Genomic DNA, 20,114 nt, shown 5'->3' on the forward strand with positions numbered 1-20,114 from the left:
TCTGGCTTCACTGAGGAAACCCACCGTGACGTCTTCCGGATCGGCGCGCACCGCCCGCCGCAACGATGCATCGCCTCGCGCGCCCGCAAAATCCGCCGCGCTAGCCGCTGCGTCCCACCCCCCCGCTTCACGCGCCGACGGCGCCGCGCCGCAAAAAGCCGCCGGCCGCGGCCGCGAGGACAAAGACCAGCCGCTGTTCCAGGACATCCGCTACCTCGGCCGCCTGCTCGGCGACGTGGTGCGCGAACAGGAAGGCGATGCCGTCTTCGACGTCGTCGAGACGATTCGCCAGAACGCCGTTAAATTCCGGCGCGAGGACGACACGAGCGCGGCGCAATCGCTCGAGAAACAACTGCGCGCGCTCAAGCCCGATCAAACGGTTAGCGTCGTGCGTGCGTTCAGCTTTTTCTCGCACCTGGCCAACATCGCCGAGGACCGCCATCACAATCGCCGCCGCCGCATCCACGCGCTCGCGGGATCCGCGCCGCAGGCGGGCACGATCGCCTATGCGCTCGGCCGCCTCGCGCTCGCGGGCGCCCTCGACGCCGACTCGCTCAAGCGCTTTTTCGACGACGCACTGATCGTGCCCGTGCTGACGGCGCACCCGACCGAAGTCCAACGCAAGAGCATTCTCGACGCACAGCACGACATCGCGCGCCTCTTGGCCGAGCGCGATCAACCGCTGACCGAGCGCGAACGCGCGTACAACGAAGCGATGCTGCGCGCACGCGTCACGACGCTCTGGCAAACGCGGATGCTGCGCGATTCGCGCCTGAGCGTCGCCGACGAAATCGAGAACGCGCTGTCGTACTACCGCGCCACGTTCCTGAATGAAATTCCCGCGCTCTACGACGACATCGAAACGGCGCTTGCCGAGCATACCGGCGCGCCCGCTCACGTCGCCGCCTTCTTTCAAATGGGTAGCTGGATCGGCGGCGACCGCGACGGCAATCCGAACGTCACCGCGGCCACGCTCGAGCATGCGATCACGCGCCAAGCCACGGTCATCTTCGAACACTACCTCGAAGAAGTGCACGCGCTCGGCGCCGAGCTGTCGGTCTCGAATCTGCTGGCCGGTTCCAGCGAGGCATTGAAAGCGCTCACCGCGGCCTCGCCCGACCAATCGCCGCATCGGGTCGACGAACCGTATCGCCGCGCGCTGATCGGCGTCTATGCGCGGCTCGCCGCGACGGCGCGCACGCTGCTCGGCGAAGGCACCGTGCACACACGCAGCGGCGTGCATCGCGATGCCGCGCCCTACGCCAATGCCGAGGCCTTCGCGCACGATTTGGACGTGCTCGTCGATTCGCTGGCGGCCCACCACGGCGCCTCGCTCGCCACGCTGCGCCTGGCCCCGCTCGCGCGCGCCGCGCAGGTGTTCGGCTTCCATCTCGCTTCGATCGATCTGCGCCAGAGTTCCGACGTGCATGAAGCCGTCATCGCCGAGCTGCTCGCGCGCGCCGGTGTCGAGCGCGACTACGCGCAGCTCTCCGAGGCCGAGAAGCTGCGCGTGCTGCTCGCCGAACTCGAGCAGCCGCGGCTCCTGCGCTCGCCGTATCTCGAGTATTCGCCGCTCGTGCAGAGCGAACTCGCCGTGCTCGAGACGGCACGCCGCACGCGCGAGCGCTTCGGCGCGCGCTCCGTGCGCAACTACATCATTTCGCACACGGAAACCGTCAGCGACCTCGTCGAAGTCCTGCTGCTGCAAAAGGAAGCAGGCATGCTCGAAGGCACGCTCGGCGGCGAGCGCGGCGCCGGCGCGAAGAACGCGTTGATGGTGATCCCGCTATTCGAGACGATCCCCGACTTGCGCAACGCACCCGTCATCATGCGCGAGTTCTTCGCGCTGCCGGGCGTCGATGTTCTGCTCGCGCACCAGGGCAGCGAGCAGGAGGTCATGCTCGGCTATTCGGACAGCAACAAGGACGGTGGCTTTCTCACGTCGAACTGGGAGCTGTATCGCGCCGAACTCGCGCTCGTCGCGCTGTTTCGCGAGCGTGGCATCACGCTGCGCCTGTTCCATGGCCGCGGCGGCACGGTCGGCCGCGGCGGCGGCCCGACCTATCAGGCGATCCTGTCGCAGCCGCCCGGCACCGTGAACGGCCAGATCCGCCTGACCGAGCAAGGCGAAATCATTGCGAGCAAGTTCAGCAACGCCGAGATCGGCCGGCGCAACCTCGAGACGGTCGTCGCGGCGACGCTCGAAGCCTCGCTGCTGCCGCACGGCAACGCGCCGGCGAACCTGTCGGCTTTCGAAGAGACGATGCAGGCGCTGTCGGACACCGCGATCGCCGCCTATCGCGCGCTCGTCTACGAAACACCCGGCTTCACCGATTACTTCTTCTCGTCGACGCCGATCTCGGAGATCGCCGAGCTCAACATCGGCAGCCGGCCGGCCTCGCGCAAGCAGCAGGACCCGAAGAATCGCCGCATCGAAGACCTGCGCGCGATTCCCTGGGGCTTCTCGTGGGGGCAATGCCGTCTGCTGCTGACCGGCTGGTACGGTTTCGGCAGCGCCGTGGCAGCGCATCTCGAAGGCGCGGCGAGCGAAGCCGAGCGCACGCGGCGGCTCTCGACGCTGCGCAAGATGTACAAGAGCTGGCCGTTCTTCTCGACGCTGCTCTCGAACATGGACATGGTGCTCGCGAAGACGGACCTCGCCGTCGCGTCGCGCTATGCGCAGCTCGTCCAAGACAAAAAGCTGCGCAAACACGTGTTCGAACGCATCGTCGCCGAATGGGAGCGCACGTCGCACGCACTGTCCGAAATCACCGGCAAGGACGAGCGGCTCGCCGACAACCCGCTGCTCGCGCGCTCGATCAAGAACCGCTTCCCGTATCTCGATCCGCTCAATCACTTGCAGGTCGAGCTGCTCAAGCGGCACCGCGCGGGCGATACGAACGCGCGTTTGCGGCGCGGCATCCATTTGACGATCAACGGCATCGCCGCCGGCTTGCGCAATACCGGCTAACGCGCGGCACGAGGTACTGTCGCGGCTTGGCAACAAAGGCTGTTCGCGAAAGCGGCAGCCTTTTTTATTGCTCAGTAAGCCGCGAATTCATCGACCCTTAAGCGTTTACACCCATTCGAATGATTTAAGTTTCCCCGCGCTTCGGTCGATAAAAAAAATTAGAACGACCCGGTTTCTCGTTCCTAATATGTCGCTTATTCGCCACGCGGTCGATCCGAGGTGTGCGAGCGCGACAGCCGCCCTTGCCCGCGACGCCGTTTTTTTGCGCGCGGAGCATGCGTAATGAGGTAGACCGGTAAGGAATACCTGCTGAAACATGGTCAACGTTTCGCGTCTCTTTCGATCGCCGGTCTCCATCCCGCGCCCGTTGCGTGCCAATCACGCGGCGGCGTTCGGATTGATCTTGGCGCTTTGGATCGCGCTCGTCGGGTTTTCGACTTGGGATGCGAAGACGGAATTGACGAACGCGCGTTTGCAAGCCGACACGCTCACCGAAGCGCTCGCCGCGCATACGTCGCGCGTCATGCGCGAAGCGGACCAGCTCGCCGCGGTCGTCGCGTGGCAAGTGCGTCGCGAGGGCGTCGCGCTGCCGCTCGGCGATGACGTTCATTCGGGGCTGCTCGACCTCGGCATCTTCACCTTCGTTGCCGTCATCGATCAGCACGGGATCTTGCGCGCCTCGACGATCCCGAATTTCCAGCCGACCAACCTCTCCGATCGCAAGTCGTTTCGCGTCCATATCGACGATCCGAGCACGCGGCTGTTCATCGGCAGCCCGGCGACCGGACGCGCGAGGGAAAGTGCGAACGGGAGCGCGTCGATCGAACTCTCGCGGCGCATCGATGACGCGCAGGGCCGCTTCCTCGGCGTCATCGTCATCTCGATGCCGTCTTCGCGCTTGACCGAACTTTACGATGCGCTGCATGCCGGCCACGACGGCCTCGTATCGGTGGTCGGCGCAGACGACTTCGTTGTGCGCGCCCGCCGCAGCGGCAGTCGCGACGACGTCGACGGCCGCACCTTGCCCGCCAGCGCACCGCTTCGCATCGCCCTGGCGCAAGGCCCGCGCGGACACTTCGACGCGGTGAACTGGGTCGACGGCATCCGGCGCACCATTAGCTACGAAACGCTCCCCGACGATCGGCTCGTCGTGCTGGTGGGCATCTCCAACCCGGACTTCCTATCGGCGTTTCGCCTGCGCGCGCTCGCGCTCTTCATCGCGGGCGTCGTCCTCACGGGGCTGATTCTCGTGGCCGAGGCGCACCACGGGCGACTGTTCCGCCGCCTGCAGGCCGCATCGGAGCGCGAACGCGAAGCGCATGCCCGCAAGATCGTCGAAGCCACGCGCGCCGATGCGCTGTTCAAGGCGATCCCCGATGCCGCGCTGGGCTTTTCGGCCGACGGCCGGATCGACGGCCACAATCCGCGCCTGATCGAGCTGCTCGGCTGGCGCGGCGACGAAATCGCGACCGCCGCGCCCGAGCGGGTGGCGCAAGCGTTCTTCCGCAACGACCGCGGCGCGGATCGCGACGACAAAGCGGCCCGCTTCGCGGCGATGCTCGCAGGCACCGCACTCGAGCATTCGGCGAGCGCCGTATTTCATCTCGACACGCCGTTCGACAATGTCTACGAAATGCGCGTGGAGCGGCGCGGCGCCGATTCGCGCGGCGTCGTCGCTCTCATTCGCGACGTGAGCCACGAGCATGCGAACGAGCAGGCGCTGATGCAAAGCGAGGCGCGCTATCGCCAACTGATCGAACTCTCGCCGTACGCGGTCTTTCTCATTCAGGAATTCACGATCGCGTTCGCCAATCCGAAGGCGTTGGAGATGCTCGGAGCGTATTCGGCCGCCCAGATTCGCGGGCTGTCGATCGTCGAGTTCGTGCACGCGGAGCATCGCGAAGTGCTCGAGGAGCGCATCGGCCGCCTGCTGCGCCGCTACACGGCTACCCCGGCGCGCGAGGCCAAGTGGTTGCGGCTCGACGGCAGTGCCTTCATCGGCGAAATGACGGCCGTGCCCTACGAACTCGACGGCGTGCGCGGCGCGCTCGTCATGTTGCAGGACATCACGAACAGAAAAGAAGCCGAAACGCAGCGCGACCGCCTGTTCGACCTGTCGCTCGATCTGACGTGTCTGGCCGATCCGACCGGCCGGTTCAAGCGCGTGAACCCGGCATTCACCAAGGTGCTCGGTTGGTCGGCCGACGAGCTGCTCTCGCGCCCGTTCATCGAATTCGTCCATCCGAGCGACCGCGCGCGGACGATGGACGTCATCGAAAGCCGCCGCCCCGGCGAGCCGATCGATCAATTCGAGAACCGCTACGTGTGCAAGGACGGCAGCACACGTTGGCTGTCGTGGAAGGCGATCCAGCTCGAAGGGCTCGTCTATGCGACTGCGCGCGACGTGACCGAAAGCCGCCGCGCCACGCAACAGCTCGAGCAGGCCCGCGCCGACGCCGAAGCGGCCTCGCGCACGAAGAGCGCGTTCCTCGCCACGATGAGCCACGAGATCCGCACGCCGATGAACGGCGTCATCGGCATGATCGAGGTGCTGTCGCAAACGCCGCTGTCGTACGATCAAGGCGACATGGTCGCGACGATCCGCGAATCGGCCAACGCGCTGCTCACGCTGATCGACGACATTCTCGATTTCTCCAAGATCGAGGCGGGCCGGCTCCATATCGAACGCGTCCCGCTTTCGATCTCGCATCTCGTCGACGGGCTCTGTCAATCGCTGACGCCCGTGGCCGAGCGCGCCGGCGTCAAGCTCGCGAAGTCGATTTCGCCGGACCTGCCGCAGGCGGTCCTGTCCGACGACACGCGGCTGCGGCAAGTGCTCTACAACCTCGTGGGCAACGCGATCAAGTTCTCGGGCGGACGCCCCGGCAAGCCGGGGCTCGTCGACGTCGGCGTCGAGGCGACACCGCATCCGTCGGGACCGGGCCGCGTGCAGATCCGCTTCAACGTGACCGACAACGGCATCGGCATGTCGGCCGAGACGTTGCCGAAGCTGTTCAAACCGTTTACGCAAGCCGAGGCGTCGACGACGCGCCGCTTCGGCGGAACCGGGCTGGGCCTCGCGATCTGCCGGCGGCTGTGCGAGCTGATGGGCGGCGACGTATCGGCGCAAAGCGAGCCGGACGTGGGCTCGACGTTCACCGTGAGCCTGCCGTTCGACATCGGCGAGCCGGCCGGCGATGTCGGCCGCGCACACGCCCATGCGAACGCCGGGGCACGCGATATGCAACGGATCGGAGGGACTGCGCTAGGCTCGGCCGGCCCGGCGCCTTCGATCGCACAAGCCCGCGAACGGGGCCGCCTGATTCTCGTCGCCGAAGACGATGCGATCAATCAGAAGGTGATTCTGCGTCAGCTCGGGCTGCTCGGCCACGTTGCCGAAATCGCCGGCGACGGCCGTGAAGCACTCGCCCTCTGGCGCGCCAACCGGTACGCCTTGCTGCTGACCGACCTGCACATGCCCGAGATGGACGGCTATGAGCTCGTCGAAACGATCCGTCGCGAGGAAGCGCCGGGCACGCGCCTGCCGATCGTCGCGCTGACGGCGAACGCCGTGCAAGGTGAAGCGGCGCGCGCCAAGGCGGTCGGTATGGACGGCTATCTGACCAAACCGCTGCAGCTCGCCCGCCTGCAGGCCGTGCTCGATTCGCATTTCCCCCTGCACGAGAGCCGCGCCGCATCCGAACCGGCTCCCGCCGCGCCGCCGCCGCCGCGTGCGGACGCGGTCGACATCGACGTGCTCAAAGGCATCGTCGGCGACGACCCTGACACCGTGCGCGAGCTGCTCTCCGACTATCGGCAATCGGTTGGACGGCTTGCCGCCGAACTGCGCGCACATTGCGAGGCGGGCCGTGGCCGGGAAGCCGGCGCGATCGCGCACAAACTCAAGTCTTCATCGCGCTCGGTCGGCGCGCTCACGCTCGGCGATTTGTGCGCCGAACTCGAAAACGCCGGCAAGGCCGGCGACCTCGCCCTGCTGGCCAATTGGGCCAAGCAGTTCGACTCGGCGCTGGCCTGCGTCGAGCAATCGCTCGAACAGCTACTGGCCGTGGAATCGAAATGACTAGGGATCGAACCCGAGATCAACCCAGGGATCCATCATGATGGAACTAACCGATCTGACTCCCAAGCGCGCGGCGGTGCTCGTCGCGAGCCAATCGGTGGCCGATGCCGAACTCGTCGGCAAACTGCTGCAGGACGAATTCCACAACGTGCGGCTATCGACGAAGCCCGAGTTCGCCGTGGAGGACTTCGAGGCGCACCGCCCTACCGTGCTCGTACTCGCGTTCGATACGCTCGAGGCGGCGCAGCGCTACTACATCGGCCTCTACCGGCTCAGCACGGTCGTGCACGAGACGCGGCACCGCGTCGTCGTCCTGTGCAACAAGAATGACGTGTGGACCGTCTATGACCTCTGCAGCAAAGGGCACTTCGACGATTACGTCTTGTTTTGGCCCGCGACCAACGACGCGCCGCGCCTGCGCATGTCGGTGCATCAGGCGCTGCGGATCATGACGGCCAACGCGCAAGCGGGCGACGTCGCACCGCGCGCGGCACCCGAGGGCGTGCACGCACCGCGCCCGCCGCGCGCCGCGCGCGTCGAGGCCGAGACGGACACCGTGTTCGTCGGCGCCGCGGCCGGCGCCGCGCAGGCCGAATACGCCGGCGGGAACACTCATCTCTCGGCGGCGAAGGCGGCGGCAAGCGCTGCGCAACGCTTGGCCGTGCTCATCGTCGAAGACGACGAGTTTCAACAAAAGCTGATCGGCCGCTTGATGAACGGGCTCGACATCGACGTGCTCTTTGCCGGTAGCGGCGCGCAAGCGCTCGAACAGATGTGGGAGCACAAGCCCGACCTCGTGCTGATGGACATTGGGCTGCCCGATACGAGCGGCGTCGAGGCGACGCGCAAGATCAAGTCGATCGGACAATTCGGGCACGTGCCGATCCTCATGGTGACGGGCCACAGCGAGCGCAACGTCGTGGTCGACAGCCTGAAGGCCGGCGCCGCCGACTTTCTCGTCAAGCCGTTCGACAAGAACACGCTGCATGAAAAGCTGCGCCTGTTTCTGCCGGCCTTGGCGAACTCGTAGACCCGCAGCCCGCGAGCCAAGGACGATCAATGTCAGTCAACGCGTGCAACCAGCGGCAAGGGGGATAGAACATGGAGCCAAGCGCACGCCCCCGCAAGATCCTCGTCGTCGACGACGAGCCGTTCGTCCTCAAAGTGCTCGTGCGCCAGCTCACCGCGCTCGGCTATGAGGACGTGCTCTCGTACGAGCACGCGCAAGACGCGCTCGCGGTGCTCGAGCGCGAAGATCATGACGTCGACGTCGTCTTCACCGATCTGCAGATGCCGGGCATGGACGGCGTCGAGTTCCTGCGTCAGCTCGTGCAGCGCGGCTATGACGGACAGGTCGTGCTCGTCAGCGGCGAAGACGCACGCGTGCTGAACAGCGCCGAAAAACTCGCTTACTCGCGCGGCTTGCGAGTGCTTGGATCGCTCGCGAAGCCGGCCACGCGCGAGCAGTTGCAGCAGCGCTTGCATGGCGCGGCGCCGGCCATGTGCGCAAGCGTGCCGCAAGACGCGTATCCGCCCGAGGCGCTGCGCAACGCAATCGCGGCCGGTCAGCTCGTTACCTGCTATCAGCCGCAGGTGGCATTCGCAACCGGCGAGGTGACGGGCGTGGAGGCGCTGATCGGCTGGCAGCATCCGCGCGACGGGCTCGTGCCGGCCGATCGTCTTTTGAACGGCTTGCAGTATTACGGCGTCCTAAACGATCTGACGCGCTCGATGCTGCCGTCCACGCTGGAGCAAGCACGACAATGGCAGCACCTGGGCGACGACTTTCGCGTCGGCATCAATTTGTCGATGGACGATCTGGCCGCGCTCGACTTTCCCGATTTCATCGTCGAAGCGGCCGCGCGGGCCCAATTTCCGCTGTCGCGCCTCGTGCTCGAAATCAACGAAACGCGCATGACGCGCGACCGGCTCGTCTCGCTCGACGTGCTCACGCGGCTGCGCTTGAAGCGCATCAGCCTGCTCATCGACGATTTCGGCACCGGGCAATCGTCGCTCGCACATTTGCGCGACGTGCCGTTCGACGAACTCAAGCTCGACGGCAGCTTCGTGCACGGCGCAAGCCGCGATGCGTCGCTCAATGCCATCGTCAAGGCCAGCCTGCTGCTTGCGCGCCAATTGAACATGCGCACGATCGCACAAGGCATCGACGATCTCGAAGACTGGAACGTGCTGCGCGAGCTCTCGTGCGAAGTCGCGCAAGGCAAGTTCGTCGGCGCGCCGATGAGCGCGGAGGCCTTGCCGCAATGGGCACGGACGTGGGCGGCGCGCTATGCGGCGCTCGCGCGATGAGGGCGACGCGAAGGGGCCCCTTCGTCGCACACGACAGGCCACTCAGCGCGCCTCGATCATCAGGGCATCGAGCATGAACGATCCGTCGGGCTTCACGTCGAAGTACGCCCGCACTTCGTCGGGCGCGCGCTCCCACAGCGAGCGGATCGCTTGCACGCGCTCATCCGGCGTACGCATGCGCGCAACCCACGACGCGAACTCGATCGGCAAACGCCAACGTTCGCGCACGTCTGCCGCAAACCCCGCCGCCGTAAAAAACCCAAGCCATTCGTCCGCGCGATAGTTGCGCACGTGCGAGCCGTCGCGCAGCACTTCAACGGCCTGCAAATGCGTATCGAGCAACGGATGGTCGATGCCGGCCACGTCGATGAACAGCACGCGGCCGCCTGGTTTCAGCACGCGGCGCACTTCGGCGAGCGCATGCGGCACGTCGTGCCAGTGGTGTGCGCTCATGCGGCTTATGACCCAATCGAACGATGCGCCGGCGAACGGCAACCGTTCGGCCGCGCCCTGCTCCGTGCGGATATTGGCCAAGCCGCGCTCACGCGCGGCGGCTGCCACCGTCGCGAGCATCGGCTCGGCAATGTCGTACGCGACCACCGAGCGCGCGTGCGGCGCGGCGGCGAAACTCGCATGGCCCGCGCCGCAACCCATGTCGAGCACGTCGGCAGCGGGCGTCGATGCGATCGCGGCGGCCAGCGTCCCCAGATCGGCGCCGCTCGCGTGAACTTGACTCGTCAAATAAGCGGCGGCGGTCGAGCCGAACGCGTCGGCAACCTGGTCGTGATGTTTCATCGGTACGCTCCTTGGGCGGCAGGAAGTGGAAAAGCGGGAAGCGAAGCCGGCAAGCCGGCGGGCACGGCGTCGTTCGGTCGGCGACAAGGGCCTCTCGGCGACGCGTACCGCTACAATATGACCAGCCGGGTACCGGTACAAGCCAAGCAAATATCCTGGTATAGAATTTACCCGGCTTCGAATTGCATCCGCTCGATTCGCCCGTTTCGTCTATTGAACCGTCCATCATGACCACCGCTGAGTCGTCCCGCCCATCCGCAATCGCGCATCGCGCCACCTCGGCCCCGTCCGACGCTTCGCCGGCGAGCGCCGCGCCGCTCGAAGCGAGTCCCGCCCGCGCCCTGGGCGAGTTCATTCGCGCGCATCGCGAGCGGCTCACGCCGCAGGCCGTGGGATTGCCGCCAGGCCCGCGGCGCCGCACGCCGGGGCTGCGCAGAGAGGAAGTCGCTCAGATGTGCGGCGTGAGCCCGACCTGGTACACCTGGATCGAGCAAGGGCGTTCGGTATCGGCCTCGTCCGACGCGCTCGCGCGCATTGCCGTCGCGCTGCGGCTCTCGCGCGCGGAACGTGTGTACCTGTTCGAACTCGCGGGCGAGCGCGACCCGGCCGAGCCCACGCCGGCCTCGAACGATGCACCCGCCGCGCTGATCGCAACGGTCGGCCTCGTCGATGCACCCGCCTACGTGCTCGATCGGCAATGGAATGCGCTCGCCTGGAACACCCACGCGGCCGAGCTGTTCGCAGGCTGGCTCGATGCGCCGCCCGATCCGGCGCACGAGCGCAATCTGCTGCGCTTCACGTTCATCGAACCGGCCGCGCGCACGTTCATCGTCGATTGGGAAACGCGCGCGCGCCGCCTCGTCGCCGAATTTCGCGCCGATTCGATCCGTCATCTGAGCGACGGCCCCACGCGCGCGCTCATTGACGCGCTCGCCTCGGAAAGCGAGGCGTTCGGGCGGTTTTGGGCATCGCAGGACGTCGGCGAGCGAGAAGGCGGCACACGCGCGTTCGACCATCCGCGGCACGGACGCGTCGTCTACGACCAAATCACGCTGCGACCCGCCCATCGCGAGGATTTGCTGCTCGTCGTGCTCGTGCGAGCGTGAGCATGAACCCGAACCGGGACGATTGTCCTGACGAAAGCAGCTCGCCTTCGATAACCGCCCTCGCAGGCGGTAAGATAGCGCCCAACGTCCACGACGGCCGCCACGCCGCCCTATGACCACATTACCCAACGAACCCACACCGCCGGTACTCGCGGCTCTGCTCGCGCGCGTCGCGGCGCAAGACCCGGCCGCGCTGCGCACGCTGTACGAACTCACCAGTGCGAAACTGTTTGGCGTCGCGCTACGTATATTGGTGAGACGCGAATGGGCGGAGGAAGCCTTGCAAGAATCGTTCGTCAATGTTTGGCGCTATGCGGGCGATTACCGCGAGGCGCTCGCGGCTCCGCTCACGTGGATGGCGGCGATCGTGCGCAACCGCGCGCTCGACTGTCTGCGCCGGCAAAAGGCCGTCGCGTCCGACGGTTCGTCGCTCACGACCGAATGGAACGACTCGCTCGACGAAGTCCTTGCGGGCAACGAGCGCGATCCGGCCGATTCGGCGCTTTTGTCCGAACAAGCGAAGCAGCTCGAGATCTGCCTCTCGCGGCTCGATGCGAGCCAGCGGCAGGCCGTCGCGCTTGCCTATCTGCGCGATCAGAGCCACAGCGAGATCGCGGAACAGCTCTCGGTGCCGCTCGGCACGGTCAAGTCGTGGGTGCGGCGCGGGCTTGAAAAACTGAAGATTTGCATGGGGGGCCAGTGAGATGAACTTGCACCGGAATCCCGATCTCATCGATCGCTTAGCCGGAGAATACGCGCTCGGCGTATTGCGCGGCGGCGCGCGCCAGCGCTTCGAAGCGCTGGCCCGACAAGACAGCCGGGTGCGCGAAGCCATCGAAGGCTGGCAAGCGCGCATCGGGGCGATGACCGAACTCGCGCCCAGCGTCGCGCCGCCGGCGAGCACGTGGGAAGGCGTCGAGCGTCAACTCGGACTCGCTGCGGCGGCGCGCGCCGCAGCGGCCCCGGCACGCGTGGCGCCACAGGCTTCCCCCGCGCGCATCGCATTCGGTCGAGCCCGCGCGCGCTGGTTCGAGTCGCTCGCGTTCTGGCGTGGCTGGTCGATCGGCGCCACGGGCCTCGCGTTCGCCGCGGTGATCGCGCTCGCGGTGACGCTGCGGCCGTTCGCTCCCGAAGGAGCGCCGGCCGAGCAAGCCGCGCAAACGGCACAAACGGCGCCCCCGAGCGGGGCGAAGATCGAGCGCGTGGCGTACGTCGCGGCACTCGTGCCGCCCGATCAGCCGAAGAGCCCGACGATGGCATTCGTGATGTGGGACGACAAGAACGCCATGGCGAGCGTGCACCGCATGAGCGGCGGCAACGCGCCGCCGCCCGGCAGGAGCGAAGAGCTCTGGGGCGTGATGCGCGACGGCAAGATGGTGTCGCTCGGCATGCTGCCCGCCGGCGAAATCGTCGCGATGAAAGTGCACGGCATGAACGCCTACGTGAAGCTGGCCGTCTCGGTCGAGCCCATGGGCGGCTCGCGGCGCACGGACGGCCCGAGCGGTCCCGTCGTCGCCGAAGGCTCGCTGATGGCAACGGCGTGAACCGCCGGCGGCGGCCGGCCGGGCGGCGGTGATAAAATCGACGGCTTCCCGCCGCTTCGGCGCACCTTCTCACCGCCCATCATCATGACGTCTCAACTGCACAAAAAAGGCGAAGCCTGGTCGGCTCGCTTCTCGGAGCCGATGTCGGAGCTCGTCAAGCGCTATACGTCGTCGGTGTTCTTCGACAAGCGCATGGCGCTCGTCGACATCGAAGGCTCGCTCGCGCACGCCAAGATGCTAGCCGCGCAAAAGATCATCGGCACCGGCGATCTCGACGCGATCGAGCGCGGCATGGCGCAGATCAAGGGTGAAATCGAGCGCGGCGAGTTCGTCTGGCAACTCGATCTCGAAGACGTCCATCTGAACATCGAGGCGCGCTTGACCGCGCTGATCGGCGATGCCGGCAAGCGTCTGCACACGGGCCGCTCGCGCAACGATCAAGTCGCCACCGACATCCGCCTGTGGCTGCGCGGCGAAATCGACCGCGTCAAAGGTCTCATCAAGGATCTGCGCACGGCCCTGATCGATCTGGCCGAGCAGCACGCCGAAACGATCATGCCGGGCTTCACGCATCTGCAAGTCGCGCAGCCCGTCACGTTCGGCCATCATCTGCTCGCCTACGTCGAGATGTTCGGCCGCGACGACGAGCGCATGCGCGATTGCCGCGCCCGCCTCAATCGCCTGCCGCTCGGCGCGGCGGCGCTTGCCGGCACGAGCTATCCGATCGATCGCCATGCGGTGGCGAAGACACTCGGCTTCGATGACATCTGCGCGAATTCGCTCGACGCCGTTTCCGACCGCGACTTCGCGATCGAATTCACGGCGGCGGCGGCGCTCGTCATGACGCACGTCTCGCGTCTGTCCGAAGAGCTCGTGCTCTGGATGAGCCCGCGCGTGGGCTTCATCGATTTGGCCGACCGCTTCTGCACGGGCTCGTCGATCATGCCGCAGAAGAAGAACCCCGACGTGCCCGAGCTCGCGCGCGGCAAGACGGGGCGCGTGAACGGCCATCTGGTGGCGCTCCTGACGTTGATGAAGGGCCAGCCGCTCGCCTACAACAAAGACAATCAGGAAGACAAAGAGCCGCTGTTCGATACGGTCGACACCGTTGCCGATACGCTGCGCATCTTCGCCGAACTGGTGGCCGGCATCACCGTGAAGCCCGAGGCGATGCGCGCCGCGGCGCTGCAAGGATTCTCGACGGCGACCGATTTGGCCGACTATCTCGTCAAGCGCGGCCTGCCGTTTCGCGACGCGCACGAAGCCGTCGCACACGCGGTGCGCATCTGCGTCGACCGCGGCTGCGATCTGGCCGACCTCACGCTCGACGAAATGCGCGGCGAACTACCGAACGTGGCGCACCTGATCGGCGAAGACGTATTCGACTATCTGACGCTCGAAGGCTCGGTAGCCAGCCGCAATCACCCGGGCGGCACGGCGCCGAGCCAAGTGCGCGCCGCCGCGCAGGCGGCACGTAAGACGCTTTGAGCGCAGCGCGCGGCGGCGAGCCGCGCCGTCGCCGCCGCGCCGTCAGCCGTCAATCGCTCCCGACCGTCTCCGACAAGCGCTTGATCGTCGCAACGCGCTCGCCGATCAGATCCGCGCGTTCGGCTTCGGTACCGAGCGGCGAGGTGGCGTCGAAGTAGGCCCACCAAGCGCGCTGCGCGCGCACGAGCGCGGGCCGAGCGCGCGAGGACAGTTTGTCGCGCAGCGAGCGCTCGTAGCGCCGCAGGTCGAACTGCGCGTGCTCGCATGCCGCATCGAGGTTGCACGACCGCATAGGCTCGTCGTGTGTTCGCGCATCGTCGCTTTGCTGCGCGCGCGGCGGGGCGGCGGGGCTCGACGCCGCGGGCGCATCCGGTACAACGCTCGCCCCCGCCCCCGAAGATGAAGTCGAAGCGGACGCGGCCGACGTCGCGGGCACGGGCGCCGCGGGTGCCGGCGGCGCAAATCGCGCTGCGATACGCCGCAGCGCAAGCGCGCGATCGCGCACCGATTGCAGCAGCACGTTCGCCTGCGTGATCGAATAGGTGCCACCGTGCGTCGTGTCGAACACAGCGCCCATGAGCGGCACCTCTTCCTTGCGCCAGGCGAGCCAGCGCTCCTGGCTTTCAGCCCACTTGCGCCGGTCGTCGTCGGGCGCGTTGGCTGCGATCGAGCGCATCGCGCCGTCGATCACGCCTCGCCACGCCCCGCGCGCGGCATCGATGCACTGCACCTGTCCGGTTGTCGACGAGCGATCCGCTCGCGCCGAACAGTCTTGCATGGCCGTGTCGATCGGATCGGCCCGCGCGGCTTCAGCATGCGCCGCGAACGGCGCGGTAGACAGCGCGACCAATAGGGCGCCCCACGCGACCGAAGCCACGAGCACGCCGAAAGGAAGCTTCGACTTCGACATCGTCAAACGCGCACGCAATCGACGAAATACTCGGTGCGCCCGTTGACCGTTTCCGCCACGAGGCCGTGAATATCCGTCGAGAAACCCGGGAAGCGCTCGTTGAACTCGCGCGCAAACCGCAGATAGTTGACGATCGTCCTATTGAAGCGCTCACCCGGAATCAACAGCGGAATGCCGGGCGGATACGGCGTCAGCAGGATGCTCGTGACGCGCCCCTCGAGTTCGTCGATCGGCACGCGGTCGATCTCGCGGTGCGCGAGCTTCGCGAATGCGTCGGACGGCTTCATCGCAGGCTCCATGTTCGACAAATACATTTCCGTCGTCAGCCGCGCGATGTCGTTCGCGCGATAGACGCTATGGATCGCCTGGCACAAATCGCGCAGGCCCATGCGCTCGTAGGCCGGATGCTGCGCGACGAATTCGGGCAGCACGCGCCAGAGCGGCTGGTTCGTGTCGTAATCGTCCTTGAACTGCTGCAGTTCGGTCACCATCGAGTTCCAACGGCCCTTCGTGATGCCGATGGTGAACATGATGAAGAACGAATAGAGGCCGGTTTTTTCGACGATGATGCCGTGCTCGGACAGATACTTCGTGACGATCGCAGCCGGAATGCCCGTTTCGCCGAAGTCGCCCGCCATGTCCAGCCCCGGCGTGACGATCGTCGCCTTGATCGGATCGAGCATGTTGAAGCCGGCAGCCAGCGAACCGAAGCCGTGCCATTGATCCTCGGCGCGCAAGATCCAGTCGTCGCGCGACCCGATGCCTTCGTCGGCCAGTGCCTCGGGCCCCCACACTTGGAAGAACCAGTCCTCGCCGTACTCGGCGTCGACCTTGCGCATCGCGCGGCGAAAATCGAGCGCCTCGGCGATCGATTCCTCGACGAGCGCCGTGCCGCCCGGCGGCTCCATCATCGCGGCCGCGACGTCGCACGAGGCGATGATCGCGTACTGCGGGCTCGTCGACGTATGCATCAAATACGCTTCGTTGAAACGGTGCCGATCGAACACGCGGTGCTCGGAGTCTTGCACCACGATTTGCGACGCCTGCGAAATGCCGGCCAAGAGCTTGTGCGTCGAATGCGTCGCGAACACGAGCGCGCCCGTGCGCGGACGCCCCGCGCCGATCGCGTGCATGTCCTGGTAGAACGGATGAAACTCGGCGTGCGGCAGCCACGCTTCGTCGAAGTGCAACGTGTCGAGGAAATCGCCGAGCAATTCCTTGATCATCTCCACGTTGTAGACGACGCCGTCGTACGTACTCTGCGTGATCGTGAGGATGCGCGGCTTCAGGTTCGGATTCTTTTCGAGCGCCTCGCGCGCGAACGGGTTCGCTAAAATCTTCTTGCGAATGTTCTCGGGCTTGAACTCGTCGCGCGGAATCGGGCCGATGATGCCGAAGTTGTTGCGCGTCGGCGTGAGAAACACCGGGATCGCACCCGTCATCGTAATCGCGTGCAGGATCGACTTGTGGCAATTGCGGTCGACGACGACGATATCGCCCGGCGCGACCGTCGCATGCCAGACGATCTTGTTCGAAGTCGAGGTGCCGTTCGTCACGAAAAACAAATGATCGGCGCTGAAGATGCGCGCGGCGTTGCGCTCGGATGCAGCCACGGGGCCGATGTGATCGAGCAGTTGACCCAGTTCGTCGACGGCGTTGCACACGTCGGCGCGCAGCATGTTCTCGCCGAAGAACTGATGAAACATCTGCCCGAGCGGGCTTTTCAGGAACGCGACGCCGCCCGAATGGCCGGGGCAGTGCCACGAGTACGAGCCTTCGTCGGCGTATTTGACGAGTTCTTTGAAGAACGGCGGCGAGAGCGAATCGAGGTAGACTTTCGCTTCGCGCACGATATGACGCGCAACGAACTCGGGCGTGTCCTCGAACATGTGAATGAAGCCGTGCAGTTCGCGCAGGATGTCGTTCGGCAAGTGGCGCGACGTGCGCGTCTCCCCGTACAGGAAGATCGGAATGTCCGCGTTGCGCCGGCGTACTTCCGCGACGAACGCACGCAACTCGAGAATGGCCGTGGCCAGTTCGGGCAGCTCGCCGTCCGGTCCCGTTTCGCCGAGCATGAGCTCGTCGTCGTCAAGCGACAAAATGAAGCAAGACGCACGGCTCGATTGCTGTGCGAACGAGGTCAGGTCGCCGTAGCTCGTCAGGCCGAGCACTTCCACGCCCTCCCCTTCGATCGCTTCCGCGAGCGCGCGAATGCCCGATCCCGAAATGTTCTCGGAGCGGAAATCTTCGTCGATGATGACGACGGGGAAACGAAACTTCATGGACGATTCTCCAAAAACAAGGACCGCGGGCACGGGGTGAATGCATCCCTCGTGCCAGCGGCCGCCGAAACTGCCAAGTTTCTACGCGCTACGCGTCCGTTGTATGACGGAGGCGAACGCTACGTCTTCGGCAGCGTGACGCCGTGCTGCCCTTGATACTTCCCGCCGCGATCGGCGTACGACACTTCGCACACTTCGTCGCTCTCGAAGAACAGCACCTGCGCGACGCCTTCGTTCGCGTAGATCTTCGCCGGCAACGGCGTCGTGTTCGAGAACTCGAGCGTCACGTAGCCTTCCCATTCGGGCTCGAACGGCGTCACGTTGACGATGATCCCGCAGCGCGCGTAAGTCGATTTGCCGAGACAGACGGTCAGCACGTTGCGCGGAATGCGGAAATATTCGACCGTGCGCGCGAGCGCGAACGAATTCGGCGGGATGATGCAGACGTCGCCTTTGAAATCGACGAACGACTTCTCGTCGAAGTTCTTCGGATCGACGATCGTCGAGTTGATGTTCGTGAAGATCTTGAATTCGTCGGCGCAGCGAATGTCGTAGCCGTAGCTCGACGTCCCGAAGCTGACGATCTTGCGGCCGTCTTCGGCGGTGCGCACCTGATCGCGCACGAACGGCTCGATCATGTTGTGCTGGGCGGCCATGCGCCGAATCCACTTGTCGGATTTGATGGTCATAAAAAGACGCTGAATAGGCGGATTTACTGCCGGATCACGCCGCACGCGAGTGCCGCGCCAACGCTATGGTCGGGAAATTCGGGATCGCTCGGCTCGCGCCCGACGAGCACCGAGCGGCCGATGATGGAGCGCACGCCATCGAGCGAAACGTCGGTCGCGACAACGAAGCCCGCCGCCACGCCCGTGGCGTCCGCATGGATGTTGCCGAGATCGCCCGCGCGCCGCACGCCGCTTTTGAGCCGATCGGCCGCCGGAGCGAACACGGCGCCCGCGCTCGAGCCGTCGGCCGCGTTGCAGTCGCCGCGCTCGTGCACTTGCAGCGCGTGGTCGGTGTTCGGCGGCAGACCGATGAGGTTGTACGTCACCTGCACACCGTCCGCGCGCTCGATGAACGTGACAGTGCCACGCGCCGTATTGCCGACCGTCGGCAATATCTGCGCGTCCGCACGTTTCTCGTGGGGTCCGAAGAAGGCGGCGCAGCCGCCGAGCGCCATGCTCGCCAGCACCAGGCTGGCCACGACGATGCTCGGGCGGCGGGCACGCCGCCCGCCGGTTCTGTCTCTCATGCGATCCTCATGCCGGCGCGCGGCGACCTTCGCGCCGCCGAGCCGGACTCAAGCGAAGGCGACATGATACCGCGACGCGCGCCGCGCAAGCACAATCGAGGCCGCGCACCGCGCCTACGGGGGTTGCGCGGTGCGACGAACGCCCAGGGATAGCCGTGATCGCTCACGTGTCCTGAACGACGATGGTGGGGAATTTCGCACTCATGTCGCGCGCGCGCTCGGCGATGCGGATCGCCACTTTGCGCGCGATGGCGCGGTACGTCTCGGCAATCCGGCCCTGCGGGTCCGCCACGACGCTTGGGTGGCCGCTGTCGGCCTGTTCGCGGATGCCGATGTCGAGCGGCAGGCTGCCGAGGATCTCGACGCCGTAGTCCTTGGCCATCCGCTCGGCACCGCCCGCGCCGAAGATGTGCTCGGCGTGCCCGCAGTTCGAGCAGACGTGGATGCTCATGTTCTCGACCACGCCGAGAATCGGCACGCCGACCTTCTCGAACATCTTGAGCCCCTTCTTGGCGTCGATGAGCGCGATGTCCTGCGGCGTCGTGACGATAACGGCGCCCGTGACCGGCACCCGCTGCGCGAGCGTGAGCTGGATGTCGCCCGTGCCGGGCGGCATGTCGACGATCAGGTAGTCGAGTTCGCCCCAACTCGTTTGACGCAGCAGTTGCTCGAGCGCCGAGGTGGCCATCGGGCCGCGCCAGACCATCGGGTTGTCCTGCTCGACGAGAAAGCCGATCGAATTGGCTTCGATGCCGTGGCCCTTCATCGGATTCATCGTTTGCCCGTCGGGCGACTCGGGCCGGCCTTCGATACCGAGCATCATCGGCAGCGACGGCCCGTAGATGTCGGCGTCGAGAATGCCGACGGCCGCACCCTCGCTCGCGAGCGCAAGCGCGAGATTGACGGCCGTCGTGCTCTTGCCGACGCCGCCCTTGCCCGACGCCACGGCCACGATGTTCTTCACCTTCGGCAGCAATTTCACGCCCGGCTGCACCGTATGCGCAACGATCGACTGCGACACCGTGACCTGGGCGCGCTCGACGCCGGGCACCGCCAACAGCGCCCGCTCGACGACCGCGCGCGCAGTGTCGAATTGGCTCTTGGCCGGATAGCCGAGCACGATCTCGACGCTGACGGCGACGCCGTCGACGCCGACGTTCTTCACGCCCTTGCCGGCCGCGAACGGCCGGTTCGTGTTGGGATCGGTGACGGCCGCGAGGGCGGCGTCGACCAAGGCCCGATCAATGCTCATCGATTCGACTCCGAGGGGGTAGATGCGCGCGGAGCGAGGGTCGCCGCCCGGCGCGACAGGCACCGGACATGCTGCCGCGCGGCAGAAAATTGAAAGAAAGTGTTGCGTACCATTGTCAAA

Annotated in this window: 14 protein-coding genes; 8 read left to right on the forward strand and 6 right to left on the reverse strand. The window is 66.1% G+C overall.

Annotated elements, in window-relative coordinates:
* Positions 1–25 precede the first annotated feature (25 nt).
* The 4 genes from ppc (at position 26) to J3485_RS14300 (ending at position 9,362) form a co-directional block, all read left to right on the forward strand.
* On the forward strand, positions 26–2,971 hold the full coding sequence (ppc, locus tag J3485_RS14285; RefSeq protein ID WP_206953497.1) for a phosphoenolpyruvate carboxylase: 2,946 nt from the start codon (positions 26–28) through the stop codon (positions 2,969–2,971).
* Positions 2,972–3,287: 316 nt separating this feature from the next.
* Positions 3,288–7,052: a PAS domain S-box protein gene (locus J3485_RS14290; protein ID WP_206953500.1), complete on the forward strand. Its 3,765-nt coding sequence runs from the start codon at positions 3,288–3,290 to the stop codon at positions 7,050–7,052.
* Positions 7,053–7,089: 37 nt separating this feature from the next.
* On the forward strand, positions 7,090–8,082 hold the full coding sequence (locus J3485_RS14295) for a response regulator (protein WP_206953502.1): 993 nt from the start codon (positions 7,090–7,092) through the stop codon (positions 8,080–8,082).
* Positions 8,083–8,153: 71 nt separating this feature from the next.
* A complete protein-coding gene (locus J3485_RS14300; protein WP_206953504.1) occupies positions 8,154–9,362 on the forward strand; it encodes an EAL domain-containing response regulator in 1,209 nt (402 codons plus the stop codon).
* A gap of 42 nt (positions 9,363–9,404) precedes the next feature.
* Here J3485_RS14300 and J3485_RS14305 read toward each other — a convergent pair whose 3' ends face one another.
* Positions 9,405–10,157, reverse strand: coding sequence for a class I SAM-dependent methyltransferase (locus J3485_RS14305; protein WP_206953506.1), 753 nt, complete (start codon positions 10,155–10,157; stop codon positions 9,405–9,407).
* Positions 10,158–10,384: 227 nt separating this feature from the next.
* Between J3485_RS14305 and J3485_RS14310 the strand changes: the two genes are divergently transcribed.
* The 4 genes from J3485_RS14310 to argH all read left to right on the forward strand — a co-directional run bounded on the left by J3485_RS14310 (position 10,385) and on the right by argH (position 14,295).
* Positions 10,385–11,263: a helix-turn-helix transcriptional regulator gene (locus J3485_RS14310; RefSeq protein WP_206953508.1), complete on the forward strand. Its 879-nt coding sequence runs from the start codon at positions 10,385–10,387 to the stop codon at positions 11,261–11,263.
* 112 nt (positions 11,264–11,375) lie between these two features.
* Entirely contained in the window at positions 11,376–11,966 is a 591-nt protein-coding gene (locus J3485_RS14315; protein ID WP_206953510.1) for an RNA polymerase sigma factor, read from the forward strand.
* A gap of 1 nt (position 11,967) precedes the next feature.
* Positions 11,968–12,807, forward strand: coding sequence for an anti-sigma factor (locus J3485_RS14320; RefSeq protein ID WP_206953512.1), 840 nt, complete (start codon positions 11,968–11,970; stop codon positions 12,805–12,807).
* A gap of 84 nt (positions 12,808–12,891) precedes the next feature.
* On the forward strand, positions 12,892–14,295 hold the full coding sequence (argH, locus tag J3485_RS14325; protein WP_206953514.1) for an argininosuccinate lyase: 1,404 nt from the start codon (positions 12,892–12,894) through the stop codon (positions 14,293–14,295).
* A 49-nt stretch (positions 14,296–14,344) separates the two neighbouring features.
* Here the strand turns inward: argH and J3485_RS14330 are convergent, their stop codons facing one another.
* The 5 genes from J3485_RS14330 to apbC all read right to left on the reverse strand — a co-directional run bounded on the left by J3485_RS14330 (position 14,345) and on the right by apbC (position 19,994).
* Positions 14,345–15,205, reverse strand: a complete 861-nt coding sequence (locus J3485_RS14330; RefSeq protein WP_206953516.1) for a lysozyme inhibitor LprI family protein — start codon at positions 15,203–15,205, stop codon at positions 14,345–14,347.
* Positions 15,206–15,207: 2 nt separating this feature from the next.
* Positions 15,208–17,487 (reverse strand): arginine/lysine/ornithine decarboxylase, encoded by a 2,280-nt coding sequence (locus J3485_RS14335; RefSeq protein ID WP_206953518.1) that lies wholly within the window; start codon positions 17,485–17,487, stop codon positions 15,208–15,210.
* 119 nt (positions 17,488–17,606) lie between these two features.
* Positions 17,607–18,176 (reverse strand): dCTP deaminase, encoded by a 570-nt coding sequence (gene dcd / locus J3485_RS14340; RefSeq protein ID WP_206953520.1) that lies wholly within the window; start codon positions 18,174–18,176, stop codon positions 17,607–17,609.
* 23 nt (positions 18,177–18,199) lie between these two features.
* A complete protein-coding gene (locus tag J3485_RS14345) occupies positions 18,200–18,742 on the reverse strand; it encodes a superoxide dismutase family protein (RefSeq protein ID WP_206953522.1) in 543 nt (180 codons plus the stop codon).
* 163 nt (positions 18,743–18,905) lie between these two features.
* Positions 18,906–19,994 carry an iron-sulfur cluster carrier protein ApbC gene (apbC, locus tag J3485_RS14350; RefSeq protein ID WP_206953523.1) on the reverse strand — a complete coding sequence of 363 codons (1,089 nt, stop codon included), beginning with the start codon at positions 19,992–19,994 and terminating at the stop codon, positions 18,906–18,908.
* Positions 19,995–20,114: the final 120 nt, after the last annotated feature.

It is taken from the genome of Trinickia acidisoli (genome assembly GCF_017315725.1).
Taxonomy (GTDB): Bacteria; Pseudomonadota; Gammaproteobacteria; order Burkholderiales; family Burkholderiaceae; genus Trinickia; species Trinickia acidisoli.